Source organism: Nisaea sp. (genome assembly GCF_040217065.1).
Lineage (GTDB): Bacteria > Pseudomonadota > Alphaproteobacteria > Thalassobaculales > Thalassobaculaceae > Nisaea.
Map to the genome: position 1 here is coordinate 552,673 of NZ_JAVJNX010000008.1, position 25,130 is coordinate 577,802.

General features: G+C 60.8%; 25 protein-coding genes. 13 read left to right on the forward strand and 12 right to left on the reverse strand.

Going from position 1 to position 25,130, the window contains the following annotated elements; all coding sequences use genetic code 11:
- Window positions 1-224: 224 nt before the first annotated feature.
- Window positions 225-1,250 carry a betaine--homocysteine S-methyltransferase gene (gene bmt / locus RH950_RS11730; protein ID WP_350056905.1) on the reverse strand — a complete coding sequence of 342 codons (1,026 nt, stop codon included), beginning with the start codon at window positions 1,248-1,250 and terminating at the stop codon, window positions 225-227.
- A gap of 143 nt (window positions 1,251-1,393) precedes the next feature.
- Between bmt and RH950_RS11735 the strand changes: the two genes are divergently transcribed.
- Complete coding sequence (locus tag RH950_RS11735; protein WP_350056907.1) at window positions 1,394-2,098, forward strand: TIGR00266 family protein; 705 nt, start codon at window positions 1,394-1,396, stop codon at window positions 2,096-2,098.
- A gap of 104 nt (window positions 2,099-2,202) precedes the next feature.
- Here the strand turns inward: RH950_RS11735 and rpsU are convergent, their stop codons facing one another.
- On the reverse strand, window positions 2,203-2,406 hold the full coding sequence (gene rpsU / locus RH950_RS11740) for a 30S ribosomal protein S21 (protein ID WP_028467376.1): 204 nt from the start codon (window positions 2,404-2,406) through the stop codon (window positions 2,203-2,205).
- 240 nt (window positions 2,407-2,646) lie between these two features.
- Between rpsU and def the strand changes: the two genes are divergently transcribed.
- Both def and RH950_RS11750 read left to right on the forward strand, forming a co-directional pair.
- Window positions 2,647-3,210: a peptide deformylase gene (gene def, locus RH950_RS11745; RefSeq protein WP_350056909.1), complete on the forward strand. Its 564-nt coding sequence runs from the start codon at window positions 2,647-2,649 to the stop codon at window positions 3,208-3,210.
- Entirely contained in the window at window positions 3,207-3,896 is a 690-nt protein-coding gene (locus tag RH950_RS11750; protein ID WP_350056911.1) for a COQ9 family protein, read from the forward strand. Before def ends, RH950_RS11750 begins: the two co-directional genes overlap by 4 nt.
- Before the next feature lie 3 nt (window positions 3,897-3,899).
- Here the strand turns inward: RH950_RS11750 and RH950_RS11755 are convergent, their stop codons facing one another.
- Genes RH950_RS11755 through RH950_RS11765 form a run of 3 tightly spaced genes read right to left on the reverse strand, consistent with a single transcriptional unit; the run spans window position 3,900 to window position 6,506 of the window.
- Window positions 3,900-5,246: an amidase gene (locus RH950_RS11755; RefSeq protein WP_350056913.1), complete on the reverse strand. Its 1,347-nt coding sequence runs from the start codon at window positions 5,244-5,246 to the stop codon at window positions 3,900-3,902.
- Window positions 5,247-5,250: 4 nt separating this feature from the next.
- Entirely contained in the window at window positions 5,251-5,940 is a 690-nt protein-coding gene (locus tag RH950_RS11760; RefSeq protein WP_350056915.1) for a DUF2848 domain-containing protein, read from the reverse strand.
- A gap of 11 nt (window positions 5,941-5,951) precedes the next feature.
- On the reverse strand, window positions 5,952-6,506 hold the full coding sequence (locus RH950_RS11765; RefSeq protein WP_350056916.1) for a TIGR02444 family protein: 555 nt from the start codon (window positions 6,504-6,506) through the stop codon (window positions 5,952-5,954).
- 95 nt (window positions 6,507-6,601) lie between these two features.
- Between RH950_RS11765 and RH950_RS11770 the strand changes: the two genes are divergently transcribed.
- Both RH950_RS11770 and RH950_RS11775 read left to right on the forward strand, forming a co-directional pair.
- Entirely contained in the window at window positions 6,602-6,805 is a 204-nt protein-coding gene (locus RH950_RS11770; RefSeq protein ID WP_350056918.1) for a YdcH family protein, read from the forward strand.
- A 16-nt stretch (window positions 6,806-6,821) separates the two neighbouring features.
- Complete coding sequence (locus RH950_RS11775) at window positions 6,822-7,715, forward strand: hypothetical protein (RefSeq protein ID WP_350056920.1); 894 nt, start codon at window positions 6,822-6,824, stop codon at window positions 7,713-7,715.
- Here the strand turns inward: RH950_RS11775 and RH950_RS11780 are convergent.
- Entirely contained in the window at window positions 7,708-8,937 is a 1,230-nt protein-coding gene (locus tag RH950_RS11780) for an aminotransferase class III-fold pyridoxal phosphate-dependent enzyme (RefSeq protein WP_350056922.1), read from the reverse strand. The two genes, RH950_RS11775 and RH950_RS11780, sit on opposite strands and share 8 nt — an antisense overlap.
- A gap of 173 nt (window positions 8,938-9,110) precedes the next feature.
- Here RH950_RS11780 and purE point away from each other — a divergent pair, with 173 nt between their 5' ends.
- Window positions 9,111-9,608: a 5-(carboxyamino)imidazole ribonucleotide mutase gene (purE, locus tag RH950_RS11785; RefSeq protein ID WP_350056924.1), complete on the forward strand. Its 498-nt coding sequence runs from the start codon at window positions 9,111-9,113 to the stop codon at window positions 9,606-9,608.
- Window positions 9,608-10,681: a 5-(carboxyamino)imidazole ribonucleotide synthase gene (locus RH950_RS11790; protein ID WP_350056926.1), complete on the forward strand. Its 1,074-nt coding sequence runs from the start codon at window positions 9,608-9,610 to the stop codon at window positions 10,679-10,681. The genes purE and RH950_RS11790 overlap by 1 nt, the downstream gene beginning before the upstream one ends.
- On the opposite strand, the gene RH950_RS11795 is transcribed toward RH950_RS11790, so the two are convergent.
- The 5 genes from RH950_RS11795 to RH950_RS11815 all read right to left on the reverse strand — a co-directional run bounded on the left by RH950_RS11795 (window position 10,668) and on the right by RH950_RS11815 (window position 16,885).
- The gene (locus tag RH950_RS11795; RefSeq protein ID WP_350056928.1) at window positions 10,668-12,620 is read right to left on the reverse strand and encodes a tetratricopeptide repeat protein; all 1,953 of its coding nucleotides are present in this window, start codon (window positions 12,618-12,620) and stop codon (window positions 10,668-10,670) included. The genes RH950_RS11790 and RH950_RS11795 overlap by 14 nt on opposite strands.
- Window positions 12,621-12,656: 36 nt before the next feature.
- A complete protein-coding gene (locus RH950_RS11800; protein WP_350056930.1) occupies window positions 12,657-13,295 on the reverse strand; it encodes a pseudaminic acid biosynthesis-associated methylase in 639 nt (212 codons plus the stop codon).
- A complete protein-coding gene (locus RH950_RS11805; RefSeq protein ID WP_350056932.1) occupies window positions 13,264-14,043 on the reverse strand; it encodes a WbqC family protein in 780 nt (259 codons plus the stop codon). Before RH950_RS11805 ends, RH950_RS11800 begins: the two co-directional genes overlap by 32 nt.
- Window positions 14,044-14,052: 9 nt before the next feature.
- Window positions 14,053-14,943, reverse strand: a complete 891-nt coding sequence (locus RH950_RS11810) for a class I SAM-dependent methyltransferase (protein WP_350056933.1) — start codon at window positions 14,941-14,943, stop codon at window positions 14,053-14,055.
- 148 nt (window positions 14,944-15,091) lie between these two features.
- A complete protein-coding gene (locus tag RH950_RS11815; RefSeq protein ID WP_350056935.1) occupies window positions 15,092-16,885 on the reverse strand; it encodes an AMP-dependent synthetase/ligase in 1,794 nt (597 codons plus the stop codon).
- 128 nt (window positions 16,886-17,013) lie between these two features.
- Here RH950_RS11815 and RH950_RS11820 point away from each other — a divergent pair, with 128 nt between their 5' ends.
- The 6 genes from RH950_RS11820 to RH950_RS11845 all read left to right on the forward strand — a co-directional run bounded on the left by RH950_RS11820 (window position 17,014) and on the right by RH950_RS11845 (window position 24,352).
- Window positions 17,014-18,798 (forward strand): M3 family oligoendopeptidase, encoded by a 1,785-nt coding sequence (locus tag RH950_RS11820; RefSeq protein WP_350056937.1) that lies wholly within the window; start codon window positions 17,014-17,016, stop codon window positions 18,796-18,798.
- Complete coding sequence (locus RH950_RS11825) at window positions 18,795-19,856, forward strand: D-cysteine desulfhydrase family protein (protein ID WP_350056939.1); 1,062 nt, start codon at window positions 18,795-18,797, stop codon at window positions 19,854-19,856. Before RH950_RS11820 ends, RH950_RS11825 begins: the two co-directional genes overlap by 4 nt.
- Before the next feature lie 82 nt (window positions 19,857-19,938).
- Window positions 19,939-21,294: a hypothetical protein gene (locus RH950_RS11830; RefSeq protein WP_350056941.1), complete on the forward strand. Its 1,356-nt coding sequence runs from the start codon at window positions 19,939-19,941 to the stop codon at window positions 21,292-21,294.
- Window positions 21,295-21,494: 200 nt separating this feature from the next.
- Window positions 21,495-22,796, forward strand: coding sequence for a DUF1835 domain-containing protein (locus RH950_RS11835; RefSeq protein WP_350056943.1), 1,302 nt, complete (start codon window positions 21,495-21,497; stop codon window positions 22,794-22,796).
- Window positions 22,797-22,935: 139 nt separating this feature from the next.
- Complete coding sequence (locus tag RH950_RS11840) at window positions 22,936-23,649, forward strand: hypothetical protein (RefSeq protein WP_350056945.1); 714 nt, start codon at window positions 22,936-22,938, stop codon at window positions 23,647-23,649.
- Between the two features lie 79 nt (window positions 23,650-23,728).
- Window positions 23,729-24,352 (forward strand): glutathione S-transferase family protein, encoded by a 624-nt coding sequence (locus tag RH950_RS11845; protein WP_350056946.1) that lies wholly within the window; start codon window positions 23,729-23,731, stop codon window positions 24,350-24,352.
- Here the strand turns inward: RH950_RS11845 and RH950_RS11850 are convergent, their stop codons facing one another.
- Window positions 24,353-25,069: a DUF1028 domain-containing protein gene (locus RH950_RS11850; protein WP_350056948.1), complete on the reverse strand. Its 717-nt coding sequence runs from the start codon at window positions 25,067-25,069 to the stop codon at window positions 24,353-24,355.
- Window positions 25,070-25,130 lie beyond the last annotated feature (61 nt).

The window sequence follows — 25,130 nt, forward strand, 5'->3', positions numbered from 1 at the left end:
ACCGCGCAGGACGCGGCATGCCCGCCACTCGGTTCGGGCCCACGGGAACACACCCGTGGCGCTTTAGCAGTTGGTGACGCGGATGCAAGCTGCCCTGTCAAATCCCGCGGGAATGGTTGTCCGTTCCGATCCTGAAGGTAAGGACGGCGCGGAGGAGGGTCAACGTGCTGAAAAGGCCGGAAAGTTAAATAAACCGAACCGTTCCCGGATCGGCTTCGGGTGGATTAATTCCGTCTGCGACCACGGCGCTGGCGAGTGGATTCTTTGCCCTCTCCATCGCCGAGAAGTTCGGCCGTGGCGCCCGTCAGGGTGCCGCAGGCTGCGACGATGGCCATCATGTCGGGCATGTCGCCCTTTGTGTGACCTTCCAGTGCCCGGCGCATGGCACGGACATGCTCCGGCGTGGTGCCGCAGCAGCCGCCGATGATCCGGGCACCGAGATCGACTGCCAGCCCGGCATAGGCCTGCATCAGCTCCGGCGTGCCATTGTAGCGGACCGCGCCATCTTCGAAGACCGGAATGCCGCAATTGGCCTTTGAGATCAGAATGTCGTCAGCTGCGAGACTTTCGCGGGCGCTGAGCAGGCCGACCAGCAGGTCCGACGCACCGGTGCCGCAATTACCGCCGAAGGCGACGGGTTTGACCGGACGGGCATGCACCATCTCGACGAGGCGCTGCGGCGTCATGCCCATCATGGTCCGACCGTTGGTATCGAAGGAGAGGGTACAGACCGACGGCATGCCGGTTTCGTCCGCTGCGTCGAGGGCCGCCGTCAGCTCTTCCTCGGACGAGATGGTCTCGATCCAGACAACATCGGCACCGCCATCCTTTAGGCCGCGCATCTGGGCGGCAAAGGCATTCTTGCCGTCTTCGATGGTGAGCGGGCCAAGCGGCTCGTAAAGGTCGCCTGTCGGGCCGACGCTGCCGGCATTGACGATCTTGCGGCCGCTCTCGGCGATTTCCGCCGCGAGCAGTTCGGCCGCAGCCTTGTTGATCTCGTAGACCTTGCCTTCGAGCTTGTGCAACTTCAGCCGGTTCGCCGTGCCGCCGAACGTGTTTGTCAGGACAATGTCGCTGCCCGCCTCGATGAAATCCCGGTAATGCGCCCGGACCTTTTCCGGCTCTTCCAGATTCCACAGCTCCGGCGCATCGCCATGTTGCAGGCCGCGCGCGAACAGGTTCGTGCCGGTGGCGCCGTCTGCCAGCAGCCAGGGGCGGGTGGCAAGCATTTCGGAGAGCAGATTGGTCATGGCGGCGGTCCCGAAGCTGGACTTGTCTCTAGTTGGTAGGGCAGCATTATGAGCTGAATAGCGGATTGCAATCACGATGATTGCACACACGCCGACACTATCTGTCTTTGACCGATGGTTTGTCTGCCCCGACAGGAGTTCTCATGGCCGCCGATGTTATCGACTACCGGATCGAGGGGGATCACGCCCCGCTTCTGACGGTGACCCTGGATCCGGGCGAGGCGGTGCAGGCCGAGGCCGGTGCCATGGTGATGATGGACCAGCACATCAAAATGACCACGGAGCTGTCCGGCGGTCTGCTTGGCGGGTTGTTCCGCAAATTCTCCGGAGAGAGCCTGTTTCTGACCTATTTCGTGAATGAAGGCGACGAGCGGCAGGACGTGTCCTTCGCCGGCTCCATGCCGGGGCAGATCCGTGCCATGGACCTCAGCCAGAACGAGGGGCTCTTCTACTGCCAGCGCGACGCCTATCTGTGCAGCGCCCGCGGCGTGGACGTCTCCATCGCCCTGACCCGCAAGCTTGGCGCCGGATTCTTCGGCGGCGAGGGGCTGATCCTGCAGAAGCTGGAGGGCGACGGTCTCGCCTTTCTCAATGCCGGCGGCACACTGGTGGAGCGGGAACTTGCTGCGGGACAACGGATCACCATCGATACCGGTTGTCTCGTCGGCTTTTCCGGAACGTGCGACTACGACATCGCCTTCCAGAAAGGCATCAGGAATCTTGTGTTCGGCGGCGAGGGCATCTTCGTCACGCACGTCACCGGCCCCGGCCGTGTCATCGTGCAGACCCAGCCGATTGCCGAGCTTGCCATGTCGCTGGCCCGGCTGATGCCGAAACAGGACAACTGATCCTCATAAAATTCGGAAACACAAAAACCGCCGCTCGGCATGCGAGGGCGGTTCCGTGTTTGGAATCGGGTCGTCTGCCGCCGGAGCGGCGAAACCGTGAGGCTCTAGAAGCCTTCACGCTCCATGCGCTTGCGCATCAGCTTGCGGTAGCGGCGGACGGCCTCAGCCTTCTCGCGCGCCCGCTTTTCGGACGGCTTTTCAAAGTTGCGGCGCAGCTTCATTTCCCGGAAGACACCTTCGCGCTGCATCTTCTTCTTAAGCGCGCGCAGTGCCTGATCAATATTGTTATCGCGGACCGTTACATGCACGAAACCCGACCTCCAAAACAATTGTGCGAATTCAGAACGCAGAATGCCCCGGGAAAATTCGCCCCCCTGGGACAAGAACGCGGTGTGTATCACAAGAGATTGCCGCTTGCAAAGGCCGAGCGTGGATAAATCACGCGGCTTTCGCAGGGCGGCTTTGCAATCTGTTCTCGGCGCCAATCTGACGCATGCAGATTATAGCCCAGAGTTTACCAAATGGGGAGAGGGTTCTATATCCAAGGCATGACAGCACAACAGATCATCCGCATGGGCGCGCCTGTGCTCAGCCGCAGGGCCGAGGAAATTCCGGACCCGACCTCGGAAGAGATCGCGGCCCTGGCCAAGGATATGGCCGACTCGATGGCGGCCGCCGGCGGTGTCGGCCTCGCCGCGCCGCAAATCGGTGTTCCGAAACGGATCATCGTCTTCAAGGTGCCGGGAGAGCGGGCAACGGCGGCGGCGAATGACGGCCCGCTGGAACTGCAGGTCCTGATCAATCCGGTGATCGAGCCGCTGTCCGGAGCGATGGAAATGGGCTGGGAGGGATGTCTGTCCATTCCCGGCCTGAAGGGCGAAGTGCCGCGCTACCGGAAGATTGCCTATCGGGGCTTCGACCTGCAGGGTGAGAAGGTACTGCGTCAGGCGGAAGGCTTTCATGCAAGGGTGGTCCAGCATGAGGTCGATCACCTGGATGGCATTCTCTATCCCGAGCGGATGACGAACATGCGCCGCTTCGGCTATGGCGAGGAACTGTTGCAGGCGGCGGTCGATGCGTCGCCGGAAGACATTCGGGGAGAAGGCAAATGACCAAAGATACCGAATCCGTGCTGGAAAAGCGCAATGCGGAGCGCGACCGGGTGCTCGACTGCATCCTGCCGCATGTCATGTTCGACGGCTGGAGCCGCAAGACCCTGCGGCATGGCGCAAAGGATGCGGGCATTTCTGTTGATGAGCTCGATCGCCTGTTTCCCGCCGGTGTGACGGATTGTATCGAGCATTTTCTGGATCGTGCGGACCGGGACATGGTGCAGGCTTTCCAGAGCAGGAACCCGTCCGCGATGAAGATCCGCGAGCGCATCGGCACAGCCGTGCGCATCCGTCTTGAACAGGCGACCCCGCACAAGGAAGCGGTGCGCCGGACGCTGGCCTATCTTGCGATTCCGGGGCATGGCGGCCTCGGCACGCGCAGTCTTTACAAGACGGTGGATGCAATCTGGAAAGCGGCGGGGGATACCGCGACCGACTATAATTTCTACACCAAGCGCGGGTTGCTCGCGGCGGTCTACACGTCAACTTTGCTGTTCTGGCTGAACGACACGTCGGAAGACTATGCGGAGACCTGGGCCTTCCTGGACCGCCGTATCCAGAACGTCATGCAAATCCCGAAGCTGACCGGGCGTCTGAAAGAAGCCGGCGAAAAGCTGAAGAACCCGTTCGAGGCGCTGAAAGCCTGTGCCCCGAAACGGCGTTCTCCCTTTGCCGGCGCGCGTTAGGGTCTATTTCCCCAAAACCGCTTCAATCCCGGTTGCGACCGAGAGTGTCTTTGCGTCCCCCATGGTCTCGCCCATGACCATCAGCCCGACGGGCGCCGTGCCCGCCTCGTGGCAGGGCAGGGAGACGGCGGAGCGGTCGAGGAAGTTGCCGAGAGACGGGTTGCGCAGCATCAGCAGATTGGTGGTGTGATACAGCGCCTCGTTGGTCTCCAGGCTGGCGATGCTCGGGGCGATCTGCGGCACGGAAGGCATCAGCACGGCGTCGTAATCCCGCGTGGCGGCATTGGCGACGGCCTGGATCTCCACCCGGCGGCGGCTCAGGATCACATAATCCGCAGCTGTCATCTTGGCGCCGCCCTGAATGCGGGTGGCGACGCGCGGGTCGTAGGCGCTTTCCTTGCGGGAGAGCAGGTCGCGGTGGATGGCATAGGCTTCGGTCGGGGCGAAACCACCCGCCTTGTTCGAGGCCGGGATTTCCAGCAGCCATTCGAACGGCTTTTCTTCCAGCAGCGCACCGGCGGCGGACAGCTTGTCCAGTGCCGCCTCGAACGTCTTGGCGACATGCTCGTCCATATCGTCCATCACCATGGTGCCCGGCACCACCAGACGCATGCCCTTGACCGAAAGCGGCGTCACGTCCGACGGCACCTCGCCGGCCATGATCGCATCCAGCAATGCGCAGCAATCGACGGAGCGGGCCAGCGGGCCGATGGAATCGAGTGCCCATGACAGCGGGAAGGCGCCATCCGTCGGCACCCGGCGGGCGGTCGGCTTGAAACCGGTGAGGCCGTTCAGCGCGGAAGGAATGCGGACAGATCCGCCAGTGTCCGTGCCGATGCCGGCAGCAGCCATGCCGTCGGTGACGGAGACCGCGGCGCCGGAGGAGGAGCCGCCCGGAATGCGTCCGGTCTCCCGGTCGAACGGGTTTTTCGGCGTGCCGTAATGGGGGTTGAGGCCGAGGCCGGAAAAGGCGAACTCGGTCATGTTGGTGCGGCCGAGGATGACAGCACCGGCGGCGCGCAGGCGGGCAACGACCGGTGCGTCTTCATCTGCCGCCGGCTCGTCCTTGCGGGCGACGGACCCGGCCATGGTGACGCGGCCCCGGATGTCGAACAGATCCTTCACCGAGATCGGAATGCCCGCGAGCGGGGAGGGCACTATGCCTGCGGCGCGCAGCGCATCGCTTGCCTTCGCTTCGGCGCGGGCGGCTTCGGCGAACACATCCGTATAGACCCTGCCGCCTTCACCCTTTGCATCCCCGATCCGGACGAGGGCTTCCTCGGTCAGCTTTGCCGAGCTTGTCTTTCCGGCGGCAAGATCGGCGGCAAGGTCTTTCAGAGGGGCGAACATGGGCTTAACTCACAAGTGGCAGGGAATGAATGTCGTAGGCGTGGGAAATCGTGGCGCCGCGAATAGGGTCCTCAATCTCCATGGTAAAACGGCTGGCGGGACGAATACCGCCGATGGCGGCGAAGGTGCCGAGCATCATGACGGAACCGGACGGCAGGGTGCCATTAGCATAGCGTTCCATCATCTCTTCCGGGCGGCGCATGGCTGCGAGCGTACCGTCCTGATACAGCACTTCGGTGCCGTCGATCGTGGCGCGGGCGCGCAATCGAAGCTTGTCCCAATGCCCTAGCAGGTCGTTGAGCGGCCAGGCTTCCCGTGCGAGGATTTTCGGGCACATCTGTTTCGAGCCGGCGACGGAATAGGTCTCGGCCGCCCGGTCCGTATGGTCGGATCCGACCGTGACCCAGATGCCTTCATCGGTGGAGACCAGCACGGCTTCGACCTCGCCCGATGTGTCCGGGCCGACGACCTGGATGACGTCGTCCTGCATCAGCACGTTGACGCCATTGCGATAGAACAGCGGGGTTTCGCTCGGCGGGGTGACACCGATGGCCTTCAATTCGTCGATATGGTGCTGGAGTGCATCGGTGTCGCGGCCGGTCCAGCCGCCGATGATCAGGTCCGAAACGGAAACGGCGAGCATGCCGCCGTCGGGTTTCTCGAACCGTAGCGTAACCGTGGCGCCGTCGCGCATGAGCTGTTTCCCTATATCGTCTGATCGCTGGCCGATACCGCAAGACAAGAAACGATATCCACTTCCGGCGCGTCGGGGAAGGCGGCATGGAGCAGTTTTACAAGAGAGTCACGAAGCGACGTGTCCGGCGGCTGATTTCGTATCGCGACGTAGTTTGCAAGGTTTTGGGCAGCGGTCGGCATTGCCGCCGCCGCCGGATCGGCGGGGAGCGTTCCGAAGGTATCGAACAACCGGGTCTGCTGGATCTTCTCGGCCGCGAGTTCCAGGGCGGCAATCTCCGCACGGAAGGTGGCGATGATCTCGTCTTGAATATCCTGTTTCAAACGGCGCCGGATGGCGCGCAAAGGGGCGATAACAGAGGATGCCCAGGCGTCGGTGAATTCAATGACGTGGGTTGTCTGGGCATGGTCCAGTGCTGTTCCACGTGAGCCGAGCCAGCAGCAAAGCAGGACGATGTTCACGTCGAGGCCGAAGCGGTCTTGTAGTGTCAGGCATTCCCCCGCCACCGCATCTTGGCCGTAGGTCGTGACCGAATAGGACCAGAAGGGAGTGTCAGGTACGCTCATCTGTCTTGTCTAGCATGCAAAAGCGCCCTACCAAACAATTGTGCTTTGCGATATGACAGACCATCTCGTCACATAGATCACAACGGATTACCTAGTTGGAACCGGACCGCGAAGAACTGTCACGCCGGCTCGAAGAGCTGACGATAGAACACCGCGATCTCGACGACGTCATCGCGCGTCTGGCGGAGGACGGCCCGTTCAACCAGCTTCAGATCCAGCGCCTGAAAAAGCGCAAGCTGTTGCTGAAGGATCAGATCATGCGGCTCGAGAGCGAATTACTGCCCGACATCATCGCCTGAAGCGGATGATCGGCGCTTGAGCGTGAAAACCATCATCTGCACGGCCGCCGAGAGCCGGTTCTTTCCAATCTCCCGTTGTCTGCTGCACTCCATTCGCGACCAACAACAGGCCGACATTGATATCGGTTATCTGGATCTCGGTCTGTCCGCGTCAAACCGGGAGGCCCTCCCCGAGTTCGGTGTCCATGTCGTGACTCCCGGATGGGATATCGATTTCACGCCGCCGGATGGGGATCCCTCCAAGGTTGGAGACGGCTTCAAGGCGATGGTCTCGCGGCCTTTCCTGCGTGATCATTTTCCCGGCTACGACGTCTATATCTGGATCGACGCGGACGCCTGGGTGCAGCATTGGTGGGCGATCAACTGGCTTATTGAAGGGGCCCGGCGCGGGGATCTCAATATTGTTCCGGAAATGGACCGGGCCTACGACCATAGCTTTGATATCAAGTCGTATGTTCGCTGGACGCACGACCAGCAAGCGCAATTCTTCGGAAGCGAAGTCGCCAAGAAGGTCGGCTACAATCCGGTCCTGAATTGCGGCGTCTTCTCGATGCCCGCGGCGCATCCTCTTTGGGATCTTTGGGCCGAGAGGTTGAGGGAAGCGTTACGGAGGCATGTCGGGTTCTATGCGGACCAGATGTCGCTCAACTACGCTGTCTATGCCAGCGACCACCCGCGCTGTTTCCTGCCGAGCCAGTTCAACTGGCTTGCCAGCATGGCACTTCCCGCCTTCGATTCCGCTGCGGGAGAATTCGTTGAGCCGGGCATTCCGCACAGGTCGCTGGGTATCCTTCATCTCTCGGGCAAAACTAAATCAAAGCCGCAACGCGTTGATATCGTCGGCGGATCTGAAAAACTGACGACATGGCTGCTCTATGACCCGCAGCGCAAGAAGAGTGGCGTCAGCTAGCACTGTCGCCGGCAGCCTGCCGCAATATCCCGATTGACTGGGAGAGCTCATCCGCCGAGATGGTCAGCGGCGGTGACAGGGTGAGGAGCCGTCCGTCGGCGGATCCTGTATTCAGTCCGAGCCGGTAACAGGCGGCCTTCAACGCCGTCAGGCAGGCAGGATCGGAGCAGATTACAGCCATGGCGAGACCCAGACCATAAGCCGACTCATAAGCGGGACTCTCAGGGATCATCTGTTCTATGGCCGCGAGAGCGTCCCGGCCCTTGCTCCCTGACGCGGCGACGAGGTCTTCCGCGTCGAGGATCCCGAGCGTCTCAATTCCGGCGCGGGCAAGCACGGGATTCTTCTGGTGAGTATAGTGCCCGATCCCGAGATGACCGGCGACATTGAGTTCGGCCCTGGCGATCACGGCGGAAAGCGGCAGGACACCGCCGCCAAGGGATTTGCCGAGCACCGTCATGTCCGGAGCGATGCCGGTATGCTCACTGGCGAACAGGCGTCCGGTTTTGCCGAGCCCGGTTGGAATTTCGTCGAAGATCAGAAGGGTTCCCGTGTGATCGCAGAGCGTCCGGATTTCCGGCCAGAACCAGGCGGGTGAAGTCTGGCCGGTTGATCGCACCGGTTCCGCAATCAGTGCCGCGATCTCGCCCCTGCCCAGGGTCTTTTTCAGGTGATCAAGGGCGCTTCGGGCGCAGGTCTCGGAGTCTTCACCCAGGTTCCGCGGCCAGTAGGCCGGCGCATGGTGGCAGCCCTCAAGGGCGGGGAGACCTGCCCGTTCGCCGGCGGTTCCGCCGATCGAGAGCGCGCCCAGCGCGGCACCGTGCCAGCTTCCCTCGAAAGCGGCGGTTCCGGTCCGGCCAGCGGCGATATAGGCAAGCTTGAGCGCCATTTCGATGGCATCGGCGCCGGAAACGCCGAGCAGGATTCTGGCCGCACCATAGGGCCAGCGCGCCGCCAGCATCTCCGCCAGTTCAACGGACGGCTCGGACGTGAACAGCCGTGGCGCGAAGCACAGCGTGTCGAGCTGTTCCTTCAGGCCGGCGATCAGTCTCGGGTGCCGATAACCGGTGTTGTGGCAGCTGTTGCCGTGGAAATCCATGAACCGGTGCCCGGTTTCATCCGTCGCCCAAGCGCCTGAGCAGGCGGTGAAGGCATGGGCGACCGGTGTGGACCCGGCCTGATGCAGGAAGGCCTCGGAATCCCGTGTTGCGATTGCCGTCATCGCGCCTGTCTCCCCCAGACTGCCATTGCCCGGACTGAACCACGAACCCGGACAGGTTGAAAGGGGCAGTCAGCGCTTGTAACTGCAGGCGCCGCTCCTATAATGCCGCGCTTCTTTGACCCGACCCGGCCCGTGCTGCGGGCACGGGTTGTGACGGAAGCAGGAATGCGTATATGGCCAAGGCCGCGACTCCCCTTGTCGGTATCATCATGGGCAGCCAGTCTGACTGGGAGACCATGAAGGAAGCCGCTCTCATTCTCGAAGCCCTCGGCGTCCCGCACGAGACCCGGATTGTCTCCGCGCACCGGACTCCGGCCCGGATGGCGGACTATGCCGCGACGGCACGCGATCGGGGGCTCAAGGTGATCATTGCCGGCGCCGGTGGTGCCGCGCATCTGCCGGGCATGGTCGCCGCGCAGTCCACACTTCCCGTGCTCGGCGTTCCGGTCGAGAGCAAGGCCCTGAAGGGCATGGACAGCCTGCTGTCGATCGTGCAGATGCCGGGCGGTATTCCGGTGGGAACCCTCGCCATCGGCAAGGCCGGGGCGAAGAATGCGGGATTGCTGGCCGCTGCGATCCTGTCGAATGATGACGAGGCGCTGCACGCCCGGCTGGAAGCCTGGCGCGCGGCGCAGACAGACTCGGTTGGCGACGTTCCGGTGGAGTCCTGATGTCTGACGTTCTGGCGCCCGGCGCCGTCATCGGGATTATCGGTGGCGGGCAGCTCGGCCGGATGACCGCCCTGGCCGCGGCGCCGCTCGGATATCGCTGCCATATCTACACGCCGGAGAAAGACAGTCCGGCATCGCAGGTTGCCGAGAAAACAACGGTCGCGGCTTATGAAGACGAGAAAGCGTTGACCGAATTCGCCGCCTCCGTCGATGTCATTACATATGAGTTCGAGAACATTCCCGTCGATACCGTGCAGCGGCTGTCGGAGCTGGTGCCGGTGCGGCCGAGTCAAAGCGTTCTCGCCGTCTCCCAGCATCGGGTCGCGGAAAAGGATTTTGCCCGGGATTCCGGGGCGCAGACGGCGCCCTATCGGCATGTCACCAGCCTCGATCAGCTGCAGGAAGCCGTGGCTGACATTGGCCGTCCGGCAGTTCTGAAGACCTGCCGCTTCGGCTATGACGGCAAAGGACAGGTCAAGATCATGGATGAGACGGATCTTGCCGCAGCCTGGGCGTCGCTGAAATCAGACGATGCTGTGCTCGAGGGTTTCGTGTCCTTCGACAAGGAAATCTCCGTCATTGTGGCCCGCTCCCTCGACGGTTCCTGTACGGCCTTCCCGGTGGCGCAGAACCACCATGTCGATCACATCCTGAGCACCAGCACAGTGCCGGCGGCCATTTCCGAAGCAACGGAACAGACTGCCCGGACGACCGCTGTTGCGCTGGCCGAACGGCTGGATCTTGTCGGCCTGCTGGCTGTGGAAATGTTTGTCACCGGCGATGGCGGTGTTCTGGTCAACGAGGTGGCACCGCGGCCGCACAATTCCGGACATTGGACGCAGGACGGTTGCGTGACCAGCCAGTTCGAACAGTTCGTGCGCGCGGTGACAGGCCTTCCGCTCGGTCCGGTGGATATTCTGTTTCCGACGGTGATGCAGAACCTGATCGGCAGCGATGTCGATCAGTGGAAGGCGCTTGCTGCCGAGCCGCACGCGAAGCTGCATCTGTACGGCAAGGCGGAAGCGCGACCTGGCCGCAAGATGGGGCACGTTAACCGGATCAGCGTTTCCTGACCGGAAGCGTGCCGTGCTCCAGGAAATACCGGATCGCTTTGCCCATGCGCTGCGGCCGGTTCTCGACCAGGGTCGGCTCTGAAGGCCGCTTGATCGGATAGAGGTTGGGGAACACCGGGTCCCACCCATTACCGTAAAGAAAATAGGATTTCTCAAGTCCGATCACCGGCACGCCCACGGCACAGGCAAGAGCCAGTGCCGCGGTAGCCGGCGCAACGACAAGATCAAGGCAGGACATCAGGGCGGCGACGCGATCCAGCTCATTTGTCTGATCCACGTCGGTGAAGTTCTGGATCTGAATTCCGGTACCGTCTGCGATGTCGGCAATTTCAGCATGCGCGTCGCCATACTGGAGATTGACCAGCGTGAATGCATCGGCTGGTATTTCCCGGACCAGTTCCCCGATGGTGTGATAGCGGATTGCCCGATGCGAGGTTACGAGCGTTCCGCTGCGCCAGCACAGACCGAGATAGGGCGCAGGGCCACGTGCGGCCAATCGTGCCTGCCATTCAGCACGCATATCCTTGTCCGTCTTGAGATACCCGGCCCGGGGCGCTGACGCACGCCGGCCATGACGGTACAGGGCGGGCAGATCTCCTGATATCAGGCTGTGACTGAAATGGTGTTCATCCTGCACGTGCCGATAATCATGCGTGGTTTCGCCCTTTGGGCCCGGGCGCAATTGTTTCTCGATCAGGTTCAGGCCGGGAAAACTGCGCGTCAGAAGAGGGAACAATCTGGCATCCGTCTCGACGGTTACCCGGTCGACATCCTCCAGCAGGTCAGGCAGGCAACTGAGATACACGATGTCGTCGCCTATGCCCTGTTCCGACGCGACCAGGAGGTGGTCGGGTGGAGCGCTGTCCGGATCCCAGCGCGGTGGCAGGCTGAACCGGAGAGCAGCCTTTGCCATGTCCAGCCTGCGCGGCCAGTAACGCCACCCTTCGGCGACCCGACCGATGCTGAACGCGGACAGGCTGAGGTTGAAGCCGATGTCGCCGTATCTCGGGGAGATCGCGAGACCATAGCGCGAAATCCTGATGGAGGCTTCAAACTGGCCGAGATGATGCGTCGAGGTCGCAAGTGAATTGTATGGACCGACTCTCTCCGGGGTGAGGAGTGCGCCGCGCCGTGCGGCCTCCGCCACGCCTGTATAGTTCATCACGCTGTAGAATTCTGCCGCGAGGAACTCCCAGGTTCTCGGAGACGCGGGTTTGACAATGGTCGCGAGCCGCTTCGGTACGGTGCCGGTCCAATTGGAGGTGCCGGGAAGGCTACTGCCCTGAAATTTTGTATAAATTTCATAGCGCCCTGGATCGAGGAGAATTCCACGTCGCGCGGCTTGATCTGCCGCGTGGGGATTGGTGAGGGACAGGTAGGCGACCTGCAGGTGGAAATAGACCTCCACCGATCCTGGCGCTCTGGATTGTGCCTCATGCAGGGCTTTGACGGCGTCGCCGAATGCACCTTTGGCATGCAATGCGCTACCGAACCTTAACCAGGCATCGGCATTCTCGGGCATGAGGCGCACCGCTCGTTCCGCACGCTCCGCTGCCATCTCGGGCTCGTTGGTTTCCAGGGCAACGATTGCAGCATTGAGGAATGCTGAACCAGATGCCGGATTGATGAGGCAGGCGTTCCGGTAGGCTGCCGCGGCGAGGGGCAGGTTTCCCGTGCTGCGCACCGCGCTGCCGAAATGGTCGTAATAGGAAGCGGCATCCGGTCGTTGAAGAATGGCGAGCTGGATTCTCTTGGCGCCTCCAACTGCAAAACCTTGTTGAAAATCAAGCGTTCCGAGAAGGTGCAGGATATCCGGATTGGGCCCGGTTGCGGATTTGAGCTCTTCGTAGACCGCGCGCGCCGCTTCCAGATGCCCGGCTTCGTGCAGGGCAATTGCCGTGGCGAATTTTCTCCCGAGCTTTCCGGCATCCGGAGTCACCGCGCCTGTCGCTGGTGCCATTGAAACGCGGTCCCGTCATTCTTCTCGTTTGAAAACCCACCAGTTCGAGTCGCCGAAACCGGTCAGCTTGTCCCAGAAAAAACCGGCCTCGACAGGGCGCCAGCCGGGATTCTGTTTCATGAAGAGTTCGCCATAATCGGCTTTCCACAGCATCTCGTTCTGGCCGCGATATTCGACTTCCTGCAGGTGCTTGGAATAATATTCTGTCATCAACACGTACTTGCTTGAAACACGCCCGAGTTCGGAAAGCGCGGTCTCCAGCGAGTCCGGCTCCACGTGAATCAGAACACCTGATGTGAACGCCATCTCGAAGTGCCGGTCCGGGAACGGAATTGACTGCAGGCATCCTTCGACGATGTTGGCTTTCGCTGTCACGCCGGTGGCAATTGCTTTCGCGCGGGCTTTCGCATTCGGCTCGATTGCGAAGAGTTCAGCGGAGCAAATATTTGAGAGCGCGCGCAGCGCGATACCGACATTGCAGCCGCACTCCAGGATGGATGCGGGTGGTTCGGCAGCCATGCACTCCCACATTTTGGCATAGGCGCGGGTGTAATCGCGAATGCGCTCAGCGGTCGCGGAGTTCCGTTCGGCATAGGCATCGCCGAAACGTCCACGCCATGTGTCAAGCTGCGCCGTAACTGTTTTCTCGTCCACCGGACTCACTCCTGGAAATGCGGAAAAACTCGAGAGCTGGTATCGGGTCACGGTGGCCTGAGTGAAGAATGGCTCCGGCCTGCCCTCCGGCATTAAGTAACAGATCCACGACCGACATGAAGCCGAGAAACCCGGAACCGCACTGGGGGTAGATCGGATGATCGTATCGTTGGAACACCAGATCGATCCCGGCTTCTTCAAATTTCTTCATGCCCTCCAGACCGATGTAGTCGGCGGAACCGGGGACACTGACATAAGTGTCGGCTCCATAGAGCTGGCAAATCTCGACAAGGCGCGTGACGCGACCGTCGAAATCCGGAAGGGCACCGGCGCGGATTGTATTCGTGGTGATGCCGAGCCGGCCCATGGCAAAATGGATAAAATCGATATTGATCCCTGCGAGGCAGGCGCCGTCTGTTATTGATGAGAGATGTTCTGCCAGCGCGGGGAATTCGGCTTCGAAAGCTTCGGCTGTTGAATATTCCTGGCGCAGGGTTTTTGTGAATTTCCGGATGCGGCGTTCCGCGTGAACAATTGCCGTGTCGAGGCTTGTGCCATCGCTGAAGCGTGCCGAAACCGGCAGGGAAATCCATTTGCTGCCCTGGCTGGTCTTGATCCGGTTGCGGCAGTGCCAGGATTGCTTGGAGAATTGCACGGTATCGAGGAAGACGAACTGGTCGACTTGGTCGATCAGATCGAAATATCCCATCCAGGGGAGCCATGTCGGTTGCATGATCGCAACGCGCATCGTCATCTCCTAGGCGCGCCTCCCGGCGACGATCAATGTCCGCCCGAGCCCGGCTTGGCCGAAGGCTTTGTAAAGCTGCCTGCGGACCTCGGTCGGGATGGACCGTTCGAACGCGACACGCCGGTTGTGACAATCGGCCCCCAGGGCACGGTCTGAGATATAGTCAAAGCCGAGGAGCAGCCACATCTCCATCGGGAACTCACCGTGCCGGTGAAACGGCATGATCCCGACATCATGCATCATCGACTCAACGGCATCGAAAGTGAGGTAATTGATATGCCCGGGCGGGGAGACCCACCATTCTTCCAGTCCAAGCTTTTCGACTGCGGCCATCTGAAGCGCATTGAAATCGTTTCCGCCGCGCACAAGCAAAACGCCGCCGGGCTTAAGCACCGTGGCGGCGATTTTCAGATTGTGTGCCGGGTCATGGGTAAACTCGAGCACGTTGTTGAAGGCAATTGCATCAAGGCTCTCGGCCTTGATCGTCCCGTCCTCGAACAGCCCGTCAAGCGACCCTTCAAACGCCTCCAGGCCGCGGGATTTCACCGCTTCGACAGCGTCTCTGGCCAGATCAATGCCAACCGGCTCCAGTCCGGCCTGCTTCATGTCGCTGATCAGATCGCCGAGACCGCATCCGACTTCGGCGACCCGCTTTCCAGGCGCGAAATCCAGAAGGATATCGATGATATCTTTGTGAACGGTTTCCCGAAGCCAGTTTTCCTGGTCCTTCGCCTCGTCGCCGCCGCGACTGGCGCGCCCGATATCGACGGCCAATTTGCCATCATTTATGAGATCATAGTATTGCTCGGCATAGAATCGGTCGAGATCTTCACGTGTCGGAAGCGGGTCGAGAGTCCGGTGTCCGTGGCTCGGCGCTGTCTTTGTGCTGTATTTGCTCAACGTTCAGAGCCTTTCGTGTCCAAACCGTCTTGGCCGGAGCTGACCATCCTTTTCTGGACTTGAAGCCTGTTAATTTTACGCAAGGCGGCAGGTGTTTTGCCAGTCTTGTTTTCGTGTGCCGCAAGGCAAGTGTTTGTGAGGCTGAGCCTCAATTTCGCACATAAAGCGCAGCGAGTCTGTCTCGATAGGCATCCTTGATCAGGTGTCGCCGCAACTTCAGAGTTGGTGTCATCATGGCGTTTTCGGTCGTGAAAGCTTCGTCGGCAATGATGAAACGGCGGACTTTCTCGGTCTGTGTGAGTCGGGAATTTCCGCGATCCACGGCAGCGCCGATGGCCTTGATGAATTCCGCATCATCCTTGATCGAGGCAAGCGTCGGCTCGACATTACGTTCCGTGGCCCATTCCTCGATGAAGCTCTGCTCCGGTACTACCACGGCGACCAGATAGGGGTGTTTGTCGCCAAAGGTCATGACCTGGGCAATTTCAGGTTCGATCGTCAACTGGCCTTCGACCCGGGCAGGAGCGATATTGTCGCCGCCGGAAATGACGATGATGTCTTTCTTGCGATCGGTGATGAGGATGTATCCGTCCTCGTCGATCTGGCCGATATCCCCGGTATGCAGCCAGCCGTCAATGATCGTCTTGGCGGTGGTTTCCGGGTCGCCCCAATAGCCTTTCATCAGAAGTGCGCCGCGCACCAGGATTTCTCCGTCCGGCGCGATCCGGACCTCGACGTCCTTGAGCGGCGGGCCGACGGAATGGATCTTGTTGGGCTCGCAGCGATTGCAGGCGACGACCGGTGAGGCCTCGGTCTGACCGTAGCCCTGGAGGATGCGGATGCCGAGGGAAAGGAAGAAGGTTCCGATATCCGGGTTGAGGGCGGCGCCGCCCGACACGAAGGCCTTCAGCCTGCCGCCGAAGCGTCCCGCCACCTTGGAGCGCACTGCTTTGTCGAGAAACGCATTTTCGACACGCTCCAGCAGCGACAGGCTTTCGGGTGCGCGATACGCCTTGCTTCCGAGCGCGACAGTCCGGTGGAACAGCTTTGCGCTCAATCCACCCTTGGCGTCGACCCCGCGGCGAATGCGGTCATGCAGGACTTCATAGAGCCGCGGTACGGCCGTCATGATTGTCGGCTGGGCTTCGGTCAGATTCTGGGAGACTTTTTCCGGACCCTCGGCGTAGTAGATCTCCGCTCCGATGGAAATCGGGAAATGCAGTCCGCAGACATGCTCGTAGGAGTGAGAGAGCGGCAGAAGCGACAGAAAGACCTCGTGGTCGAGACCGAGTTCGCAGAGCAGGTCATGGGCGCCCTCGCAGTTTGCCAGCAGGGAGCCGTGCGTCAGCATCACACCCTTGGGGCTGCCACCGGTGCCGGAGGTGTAGATCAGGCTGCAGACTTCGTCGCGCTGCAATGTCGCGGCCCAGTCGACAGGATCGCCCTCCACGGCGTCGCCGCGCTGCAGGAAACCGTTCCAGTCGAGGACGGCCAGCGCGCTATCGGCCGCCGGGGCGAGCGTATCGATCGAGATGATGGTCTTGCAGTCTGACGCCTGTTCGGCGGCAGGGAGAATTTTCTCCGCCAGGCGCGCGGTTGAGGTTACCAGGGCTTTCGCGCCGCTATCCTCCAGCACATGGCTGTAGTCGTCGGTTGTGTAGGTCGTATAGGTCGGCACCGCGATGGCGCCGGTTGCGATGATGGCAAGATCCGCGATCACCCATTCCGGCCGGTTCTCCGCGACGATCATCACCCGGTCGCCCTTTTCGATGCCGATCGCCTTCAGGGCCCGGGCGAAACGCCGTACCGCCTCCCGGGTCTCGCCGTAGGTCATGGGCTGAAAGGCGCCGTTTTTCTTTGCCCAGAGAAACGGCCGGCTGGACAGCCTGTCAGACTGATCGAAGAACAGCGTTGCGAGATTCCGTACTGCCTTGTAGTCCATTACTGGTGTTCCTCCCTTGACCGCACGTCTCCCGGCGGCTCTTGAAGAGACTAGCCGACTCTTGAAGAGACTAGCCGACGAACGATTTGGTTGAGCGTTCGCGCTCGCTTAGATGAATGGATACCCAGATGGCCGATGTCGCACAATCCGAACTTGGTGCTCTTCCCGAATGGGATCTTTCAGATCTCTATCCCGGACCGGACTCCGAGGCGTTGAAAGCGGATCTGGAACGGCTGGCGAAAGAAGCCAAGGCGTTCAAGAGCCGCTATGCCGGTAAAGTGGCAGGTCTCGACGGCACCGAACTTGGCCGCGCCATTCAGGTCTACGAGCGGATGGACGAGATCATGGGACGCATCATGTCCTATGCCTATCTTGTCTATGCGGGAGACATGAGCAGCGCCGAGAACGGCCGCTTCTTCCAGTCCATGCAGGAAAAGGTCAATGCCGCCGGCACGGATCTGCTGTTCTTCACGCTGGAAATCAACCGGATCGAGGAAGACGCCCTCCAGGCCAGCCTGAAGGCGCCGGAACTCGCCTTCTACGAGCCCTGGCTGCGCGATGTCCGGGCCTTCCGGGATCATCAGCTCTCCGACGAGATCGAGGAGAAGCTGCATGAGAAGTCCGTCACCGGCAAGTCCGCCTGGAACAGGCTCTTTGACGAAACCTTTGCCCGGCTGCGCTTCCCGTTCGATGGCGAACAGCTGACCTCGGCCGAGGTGCTGGACAAGCTGAGTCACAAGGATGGCGCGATCCGGGAGAAGGCGGCGAAGAGTTTCGCCGGTGTACTGAAGGAGAATATCGGCCTGTTCGCGCTGGTGACAAACACGCTGGCCAAGGACAAGGCAATCGAGGACAAATGGCGCGGCTATGCCCACCCGATTTCCGCCCGTAACCTGGCCAATCAGGTCGAGGACGAGGTGGTACAGGCACTGTCCGACGCCGTGACCGGCAGCTATGACCGGCTGTCACATCGTTATTATGCGCTGAAGGCGAAATGGTTCGGTGTCGATGCCCTGAATTACTGGGACCGCAACGCGCCGCTGCCGGACGATGACGACACCACGATCCCCTGGGCGGAAGCGCAGAAAACGGTGCTCGACGCCTATCGCGGTTTTTCTCCGGATCTCGCCGCGGTCGGCCAGCGGTTCTTCGACAATGCCTGGATCGACGCGCCGGTGCGTCCGGGCAAGGCATCCGGTGCCTTCGCCCATCCGACGGTGCCGAGCGCGCATCCCTATCTGTTGCTGAACTATCAGGGCAAGACCCGGGATGTGATGACGCTGGCTCATGAGCTTGGCCATGGTGTGCATCAGGTGCTGGCCGGCAAGCAGGGGCAGCTCCTGTCCGACACGCCGCTGACACTGGCCGAAACGGCGTCTGTCTTCGGCGAGATGCTGACTTTCCGTGCCGTGCTCGCTTCCAAGACCGATCCGAAGCAGCGCCGTACCATGCTGGCCGGCAAGGTCGAGGACATGTTGAACACGGTGGTCCGGCAGATCGCCTTCCACCAGTTCGAGACCAAGGTGCATGCGGCCCGCAGCGAGGGCGAGCTCATGCCGGAGGATCTCGGCGATATCTGGATCGAAACCCAGAAGGCCAGCCTCGGCCCGGCGATCAAGTTCGACGACGATTACCGGACCTTCTGGTCCTATATCCCACATTTCATTCACTCGCCGTTCTACGTCTATGCCTATGCTTTCGGCGATTGCCTGGTGAACTCGCTCTACGCGGTCTATCAGGGCGCCGAGGAGGGCTTTGCGGAGAAGTATCTCAAGATGCTGTCCGCCGGTGGCACCCTGCGCCACAAGGAGTTGCTCGCGCCCTTCGGCCTCGATGCCAGCGATCCGGCCTTCTGGTCCAAGGGGCTGGATGTGATCGACGGGTTCATCACAGAACTTGAAGGCATGGAATGATGACGGGGCCGGACGCGCTGCAGCACCGGCTGAACGGATTTCCGCGCGTCCGGCTCGGCCATTTCCCGACACCCCTGGAGACCATGGATCGGCTGGCCAGCCACCTCTCGGAGGAACTTGGCGGGCCGGTGCCAACGCTTTGGGTGAAACGGGATGACTGCACTGGTGTCGCCACCGGCGGCAACAAGGTACGCCAGCTGGAATATTCCTTCGGTGCCGCAAAAGCTGCAGGGGCCGATACGGCGGTGATCACCGGGGCCGTGCAGTCGAACTACATGCGCACGGCCGCCGCCTTCGCCGCCAGACTCGGGATGGAGGCCCATGTCCAGCTCGAGAACCGGGTCGAGGGCATGGGGGAGGAATACCACAAGTCGGGCAACGTTTTGCTGGACCGGATGTTCGGTGCCCATATGCACCATTTTCCGCTCGGCGAGAATGAGAAGGCGGCGGATGCCAATCTCAACAGCATTGCCGCGCGGCTGACGCGGGAAGGCAAGACCCCCTATCTCTTTACCCTGTCGGCCGACACCAAGCCGCTGACATCCCTCGGCTATATGCAATGCGCCGTCGAATTGCTGCAGCAGGCCAGTGAAGGCGGCATGCGGTTCGATGCCGTGGTGGTGCCGAGCGGCAGTGCCGCGACCCATGTCGGCACCCTGCTGGGCCTGCGGCTTGCCGGCTATGACGGGCCGGTGCATGGCATCTGCGTGCGCCGGGACGCCGCGAGCCAGACCGAGAGGGTGCGATCCATCATCCGGCTGGCCGAAGACATGCTCGGTTGCGGCACCGTCGTTCCCGACGAGGATGTGCGCTGCTACGACGAGTGGCTTGGACCGAGCTACGGCAAGATGGTGGAAAGCACGCACGAGGCCATCGAGCTTGCCGGTCGCCTGGAGGCGCTGATCGTGGACCCCGTCTATACGGCGAAAAGCCTTGCTGGCCTGATCGGCCTCACCCGCGCGGGCGCTTTCGAGGGTATGGGGAACGTCCTCTACATCCATACCGGCGGCCTGCCGGCCGTCTTCGCCTACCGCTCCGCGATCTACCCTGACGGGTAAAGTGGGTGGAGTTATTTACACCATACTGACAGACGTGCTCATATTTGCCCCTTAAAGTGGAAATATATGAAGGCGGGGAAGCATGTCAGATCGTCCGGCGTTTTTGATTCAAGGTGAGAGAGCACGCCTGTTTCCTGTTCTGGCGGAGAACTCGAAGGAAGGTCGGACGCTTTCAATCCTGCTGTCTTGTATGGAAAATGTACAAGAGTTTGGGCGTTCGATGTTGGCTGACTTTGGCCTCAGAATTGGCGCTAGGGCAAAAATTGAAACCTATACAGAAGTTGTGTTGAAAAATTCCGGATCTAAAAAATTTAGGCCAGACGGCCTAATCGTTGTCCGCTCGGGATCAAAAACTTGGCATGCGTTGGTTGAGGCAAAAGTAGGCAAGAATGAACTTTCGAACGAACAGGTCGAAAGTTATTTGGAAATTGCAAAAATGAACGGAGTTGATGCTGTTCTAACTATTTCAAATCAATTTGCGCCGCTTCCGAGTCATCATCCTCTGGACTTAAGCTTCCAATCTTTACGAAAGGCACAGTTATTTCATTGGTCGTGGAAGTATGTGTTGACGATTGCGACGCTATTATTGAAGAGGGAAGAGGTGTCTGACGATGATCAGAAGGTAATTCTGAACGAAATGGTCCGCTTCCTTACGCACCCAAGTGCGGGAGTTAAGAGTTTTGATCAAATGCCAAGTCAATGGACTGCAGTACTTGAATCTGTACATGCTGGTGGTGAGATTTCTCCGAAATCAAGCGATGTGCAGGATGTGATTGGAGCTTGGCATCAGGAAATTCGGGACCTTTGTTTGGTATTGTCTCGGCAACTCAATGAGAATGTAGACATCCGTGTCCCTCGCCCACACTTAAAAGACCCAATGGCAAGACTGAAATCTGATGCCGAGAAGCTAGCGGAAACGTACAAGCTCTATGCTGATTTTGTGATTCCGAATGCAGTCAGCCAGGTCAGCGTGGCCGCTGATTTTGGCAAAAGGTCCATTTATGCCTCGATGCGAGTTGCGGCTCCAGGCGATAGAAAGTCAACCAAAGCCCGACTCAATTGGCTGCTTCGGCAGTTGAAAGAATCAGTGCCAGACAATATTCATATTAAATTGATTTGGCCTGGTCGTGGCCAAAACACATTGTTTTCTCTTGTGGATCTCCAAAAAGATTCAAGTGTAGCAGATTTACAAGGAAAGGTTGCGACTTCCTTTGAGGTTATTTATGCCAAAGACTTGGCGGCTAGATTCGGGCAGCGAAAAACATTCATTGTTGAGTTGGAACGTGCCGTGCCCGCATTTTATGAACAGGTTGGACAAAATTTAAAGAATTGGCAGGCCCCCGCACCGAGAATTTCAGATGACAAAGCCGAACCTAGATCTGTGAACACGGATTCTCTCAGTGCTGATGCGGAGCGGTTTGTAGAGGAAGCAGATTAATAGCCTGTCTGTTTAATAGTATTGATAGTCACGCTCTTTCAGCGTGAGGCTTGATCACTCGGACTTGGGCTGCAATGCTTCCGCCAACGCCCTCTCGGCGTCCTGTCCGCGGAAAGGGCTGCGCCCATCCTGAGTGATCGATAACCGATCGATTTCCTTGCCTGCTGGCGGACACAGGCGACAAGCGACGAGGGAATCGTATGTCTCAAGCCAAGGATCCGGCCCTGGCCGTCCCGCGTGATTATTTCGGCGGACGACTCAATCTCGAACAACAGAAAAAGCGTGCGAAAGAGCTTCTGAAAGCTGTCCGCGATGGCGATGCGGAGGCTCTCTTACGATGGGAAGCGCATCACCCGAAGGGCGCCGCCTCCGAGCGGCAGGTCGCCGACGCGCAGCTTGTCATCGCTCGGGAGAACGGCTTTCCGAGTTGGCCGCGCATGAAGGCGCATATCGATACGCTGCGCATCGCCCGTCAGCGCATGGACGCGGGAGGGCCGCTGGTGCCGGACAGCGCCGACATGGTGCATATCCGCTGCGGCGAGGATATCCGGCACGGCCTCAAGGTCGCGGGGTTCGCCGGCACTTTCGTCGAATTCTCCGACCCCTATTGCCAGGGCCCCGTGCCGCGCCTCGACCGGGCGGCTTTTCTCGACAAGCGCGCCGGTTTCATCACGTCCTCATATGATCGCCCGGTGAAAGAGGCGAGGGACAAGCTGAAGGCGGAATATGACAGGGTCGATGCGCTCGGAGCGGAAGACCGGGCAACGCTCTGGTTCGAGCATGACAGTTACGATCAGCTGATCCTTGCCCGCCTGCTGGCGCATTTCTCCCGCCTGGATGCCAGGCCGGATCTGCAGATGATCTGCGTCGGTGAGGTGCCCGGCGTGCAGGGCTTTGTCGGACTCGGCCAGCTGCATCCCGAAGTGCTGCTCTGGCTCTGGGAGAACGAGCGGAAACCCGTGACCGACGAGCAACTCGTGCTTGGCGCCGGGGTCTGGGATGCAGTGACCGATCCTGACCCGACAGAGCTTGCCCGGATTGCCGGCGATGGTACGCCTGATCTGCCGCTGATGGCTCCGGCTCTGCAACGGCATCTGCGGGAGTTGCCGTCTGTGCGCACGGGGCTGGGCCTGACACAGGAGTTGGTGCTGTCGATCCTTGCCGGGGCCGACGGGCAGAGCTTGCCTGCGGGCCGAATCTTCCATGCCCTGATGACTCGGCATGAACCGCTGCCGTTCCTCGGCGATCTCATGTTCTGGCATATTCTGCAGGATCTTGCCCGCGGCACGCATCCGGCCGTCACGGTGGATCCGGCGACAGCGGAGCAGCCCTGGCCGAAACGCGTTTATACGCTGACGGATGCGGGTCGGCAGGTGCTGGCGGGCGCGCTGGATTACCTGAGTATCGCGGGCGCGCCGCGCTGGGTTGGCGGTGTTGAAATCCGGCCGTGTGCGCCGTCCTGGCGCTGGGACGAGGGCCGGGACACGGTCACCATGACCTGATCGCACGGCCGGGCAGAAACAGCATGGGAGGTGGGTCCTTGGAACGTGCCGCCCATGCCATTACCATCGCCGGATGATCCGCGAATGTCTCATTTACCTCACAACCCCGTGCCCGGCGCCTTATCGGCGGATGGGGTTCTTGCGGGAATGTGTCGGTATCGAGAGCCGGTACCGGCGGAACCGCAAGGCATGGGAGCCGCATCTCGAACAGAGCCGAAACCTCATGCTGGACGCGGCCGGCCGATGCGCCGAGCGGGACAGTGTGCTGATCTTCGGCGCGGGATTGCTGCACGACATTCCCCTGGCCGATCTGCTCGGCATGTTCCGGCGCGTGATTCTGGCGGATCTTCTTTTCATGGCGCCGGCCCGCCAGGCAGCGCAGAGGGAGGAACGGATCGAACTGGTCACGCTCGACGTGACCGCTTCGCTCCCGTCTCTTGCGGAAGGCAACATCACCCTGACGCAACCGACGGCCTATCTGGATGACCCGTCAATCTCGCTGGTGATTTCCGCCAGTGTCCTGTCCCAGCTTTTCGTTGTCCCGAACGCGTATCTTGAAAGCAGCTTCGGCCAGAGCGATGCGGAAAGCGAAGCGTTGGGGCAGGCGCTGGTCCGGTCGCATCTCGCCTATCTCGGTGCGTTCGAGTGTCCAGTGGCATTGATCGCCGACGAGGCGCATATCATCCGTGACCGGACGGGCGCGGAAACCGCAACGGCATCCGCCCTGCAAGACGTGCCGCTGCCGCCGGGCGGCAGGTCCTGGGACTGGGATATTTGCCCGCTCGGAGAGATCGACCGGGATCATTCTGTGGTGCATCGGGTGAGGGGCTACGCGGGTTTTCCGAAGCCCTGAACCGTCTTCGCTTTTCGAAGGCTGCTCTCGCGCTCTAGAATGATCTCCAACGAATAAAAAATCTGGGGAGCATCGGCCAATGAAACTGATCGGAAATTATCTTTCACCCTTCGCCCGGCGGGTGGCGATCAGCCTCAATGAGCTCGGTATTGCCCACGATATGGAAAACGTGATGGTGAGCAAGAATCCCGAAGCGGTTTCGGGGCACAACCCGCTCATCCGGATCCCAACGCTCATTCTCGATGATGGCGAGGTGCTGGTCGAGAGCTTCGCCATTCTCGATGCCATCGATGAGATGGCGGGCCCAGGGAAGGCTCTGGTCCCGGCATCGGGGGCGGACCGGCGCCGGGTCCTCAAGATCACCGCGATCGCGCTCGGCACCATGGACAAGACCCAGTGGGCTGCTTACGAGGTCACGTTCCATCCGGCGGAGAAGGTGCACCAGCCCTGGATCGACAAGAACGAAAATCAGGCCAGCGGCGGCCTGGCCTATCTGAACGAGCTGGTCGAAAAGGCGGGGGATGGTTGGTTGGGCGGGACGGACAGTATCAGCCAGGCCGATATCTCGGCCGTCGTCGCGTTCAGTTTTGCGCGAAAGATCCGCCCGAATATGGACGTTGAGAAACGGTTCCCGGCGCTTGCGGCCTTTGCAGAACGTTGCGAGGCGCGGGAGACCTTCAGAAAGGCGCCGGTGCCGGGCTGATCAGGAGGCTTCGTCTGCCCTGAGATTGGCAGCGACAAAAGCATCCCTCTCCGCATCGTCGACGATCCCGGAAAAATCTCCGATCCCGCCCATGGTGCGCATATAGGCGCGCCGGCTGGTTGAATAGATCCCGAACAGCCGGCGCAGTTCGGTGACGGGCTCCGGATGATCGTCGACGCGGATGTCGGCCTCGGCATAGGGCTCGTTTCCCTGGATGAGCAGGGCTGCGGATTGCTTGCCGCGTTTGTCGCCGCCGGCGGCCTCACCTGCCTCTAAAGCCGTCAGCAGACGGTCGCCGAATTCGAGGCCTGCGTTTGCTTCATAGCGCGCCAGCGTGTCCGCAACCACGGCGGCGCCGGCTAGCATGTTGCCGGCCACGGTGACATCGTCTCCGGTCAGGTGGCCGCACCAGTCGACGCAATTTACGCCGGTATGGGCAAAGACGTTGCCCTTGGCGTCGACCCCGTGCACCTGACGGATTTCTCTGCCCGAATCATGCGCGAGGGTCATGGCGAGGGCTTCGGTTACCGGCAGGCCCCGGCTCATCAGGTCGATCGCCAGCGGGCCGTGCAGCGGGTTGGTATGGGCCTGCGTGGAGAGGGCGCCGACGCCGGCCCGGGACCAGGGGCAGATGGCGCCGACGGCGAACGCGCAGGTGGAGATGGCGATGCCGAACCGGCCGCTCTTCCGATCACGTGCGACGATAGACCACGTCATGTTCTGTTCCCGTTTTTGCCGATTCGCGCGAGAGTGCGCCCATATTCTGCTCCTGGTCAAA

Bases quoted from the DNA above. Each gene is read 5' to 3' on its own strand.
- RH950_RS11825 (WP_350056939.1), top strand. From the start codon at position 18,795: ATGATGACGGGGCCGGACGCGCTGCAGCACCGGCTGAACGGATTTCCG.
- def (WP_350056909.1), top strand. From the start codon at position 2,647: ATGACAGCACAACAGATCATCCGCATGGGCGCGCCTGTGCTCAGCCGC.
- RH950_RS11755 (WP_350056913.1), bottom strand. From the start codon at position 5,246: ATGTTCGCCCCTCTGAAAGACCTTGCCGCCGATCTTGCCGCCGGAAAG.
- RH950_RS11835 (WP_350056943.1), top strand. From the start codon at position 21,495: ATGTCTCAAGCCAAGGATCCGGCCCTGGCCGTCCCGCGTGATTATTTC.
- RH950_RS11805 (WP_350056932.1), bottom strand. From the start codon at position 14,043: ATGCGCGTTGCGATCATGCAACCGACATGGCTCCCCTGGATGGGATAT.
- bmt (WP_350056905.1), bottom strand. From the start codon at position 1,250: ATGACCAATCTGCTCTCCGAAATGCTTGCCACCCGCCCCTGGCTGCTG.
- purE (WP_350056924.1), top strand. From the start codon at position 9,111: ATGGCCAAGGCCGCGACTCCCCTTGTCGGTATCATCATGGGCAGCCAG.
- RH950_RS11790 (WP_350056926.1), top strand. From the start codon at position 9,608: ATGTCTGACGTTCTGGCGCCCGGCGCCGTCATCGGGATTATCGGTGGC.
- RH950_RS11735 (WP_350056907.1), top strand. From the start codon at position 1,394: ATGGCCGCCGATGTTATCGACTACCGGATCGAGGGGGATCACGCCCCG.
- RH950_RS11820 (WP_350056937.1), top strand. From the start codon at position 17,014: ATGGCCGATGTCGCACAATCCGAACTTGGTGCTCTTCCCGAATGGGAT.
- RH950_RS11850 (WP_350056948.1), bottom strand. From the start codon at position 25,069: ATGACGTGGTCTATCGTCGCACGTGATCGGAAGAGCGGCCGGTTCGGC.
- RH950_RS11815 (WP_350056935.1), bottom strand. From the start codon at position 16,885: ATGGACTACAAGGCAGTACGGAATCTCGCAACGCTGTTCTTCGATCAG.
- RH950_RS11780 (WP_350056922.1), bottom strand. From the start codon at position 8,937: ATGACGGCAATCGCAACACGGGATTCCGAGGCCTTCCTGCATCAGGCC.
- RH950_RS11845 (WP_350056946.1), top strand. From the start codon at position 23,729: ATGAAACTGATCGGAAATTATCTTTCACCCTTCGCCCGGCGGGTGGCG.
- RH950_RS11765 (WP_350056916.1), bottom strand. From the start codon at position 6,506: ATGAGCGTACCTGACACTCCCTTCTGGTCCTATTCGGTCACGACCTAC.
- RH950_RS11760 (WP_350056915.1), bottom strand. From the start codon at position 5,940: ATGCGCGACGGCGCCACGGTTACGCTACGGTTCGAGAAACCCGACGGC.
- RH950_RS11830 (WP_350056941.1), top strand. From the start codon at position 19,939: ATGTCAGATCGTCCGGCGTTTTTGATTCAAGGTGAGAGAGCACGCCTG.
- RH950_RS11750 (WP_350056911.1), top strand. From the start codon at position 3,207: ATGACCAAAGATACCGAATCCGTGCTGGAAAAGCGCAATGCGGAGCGC.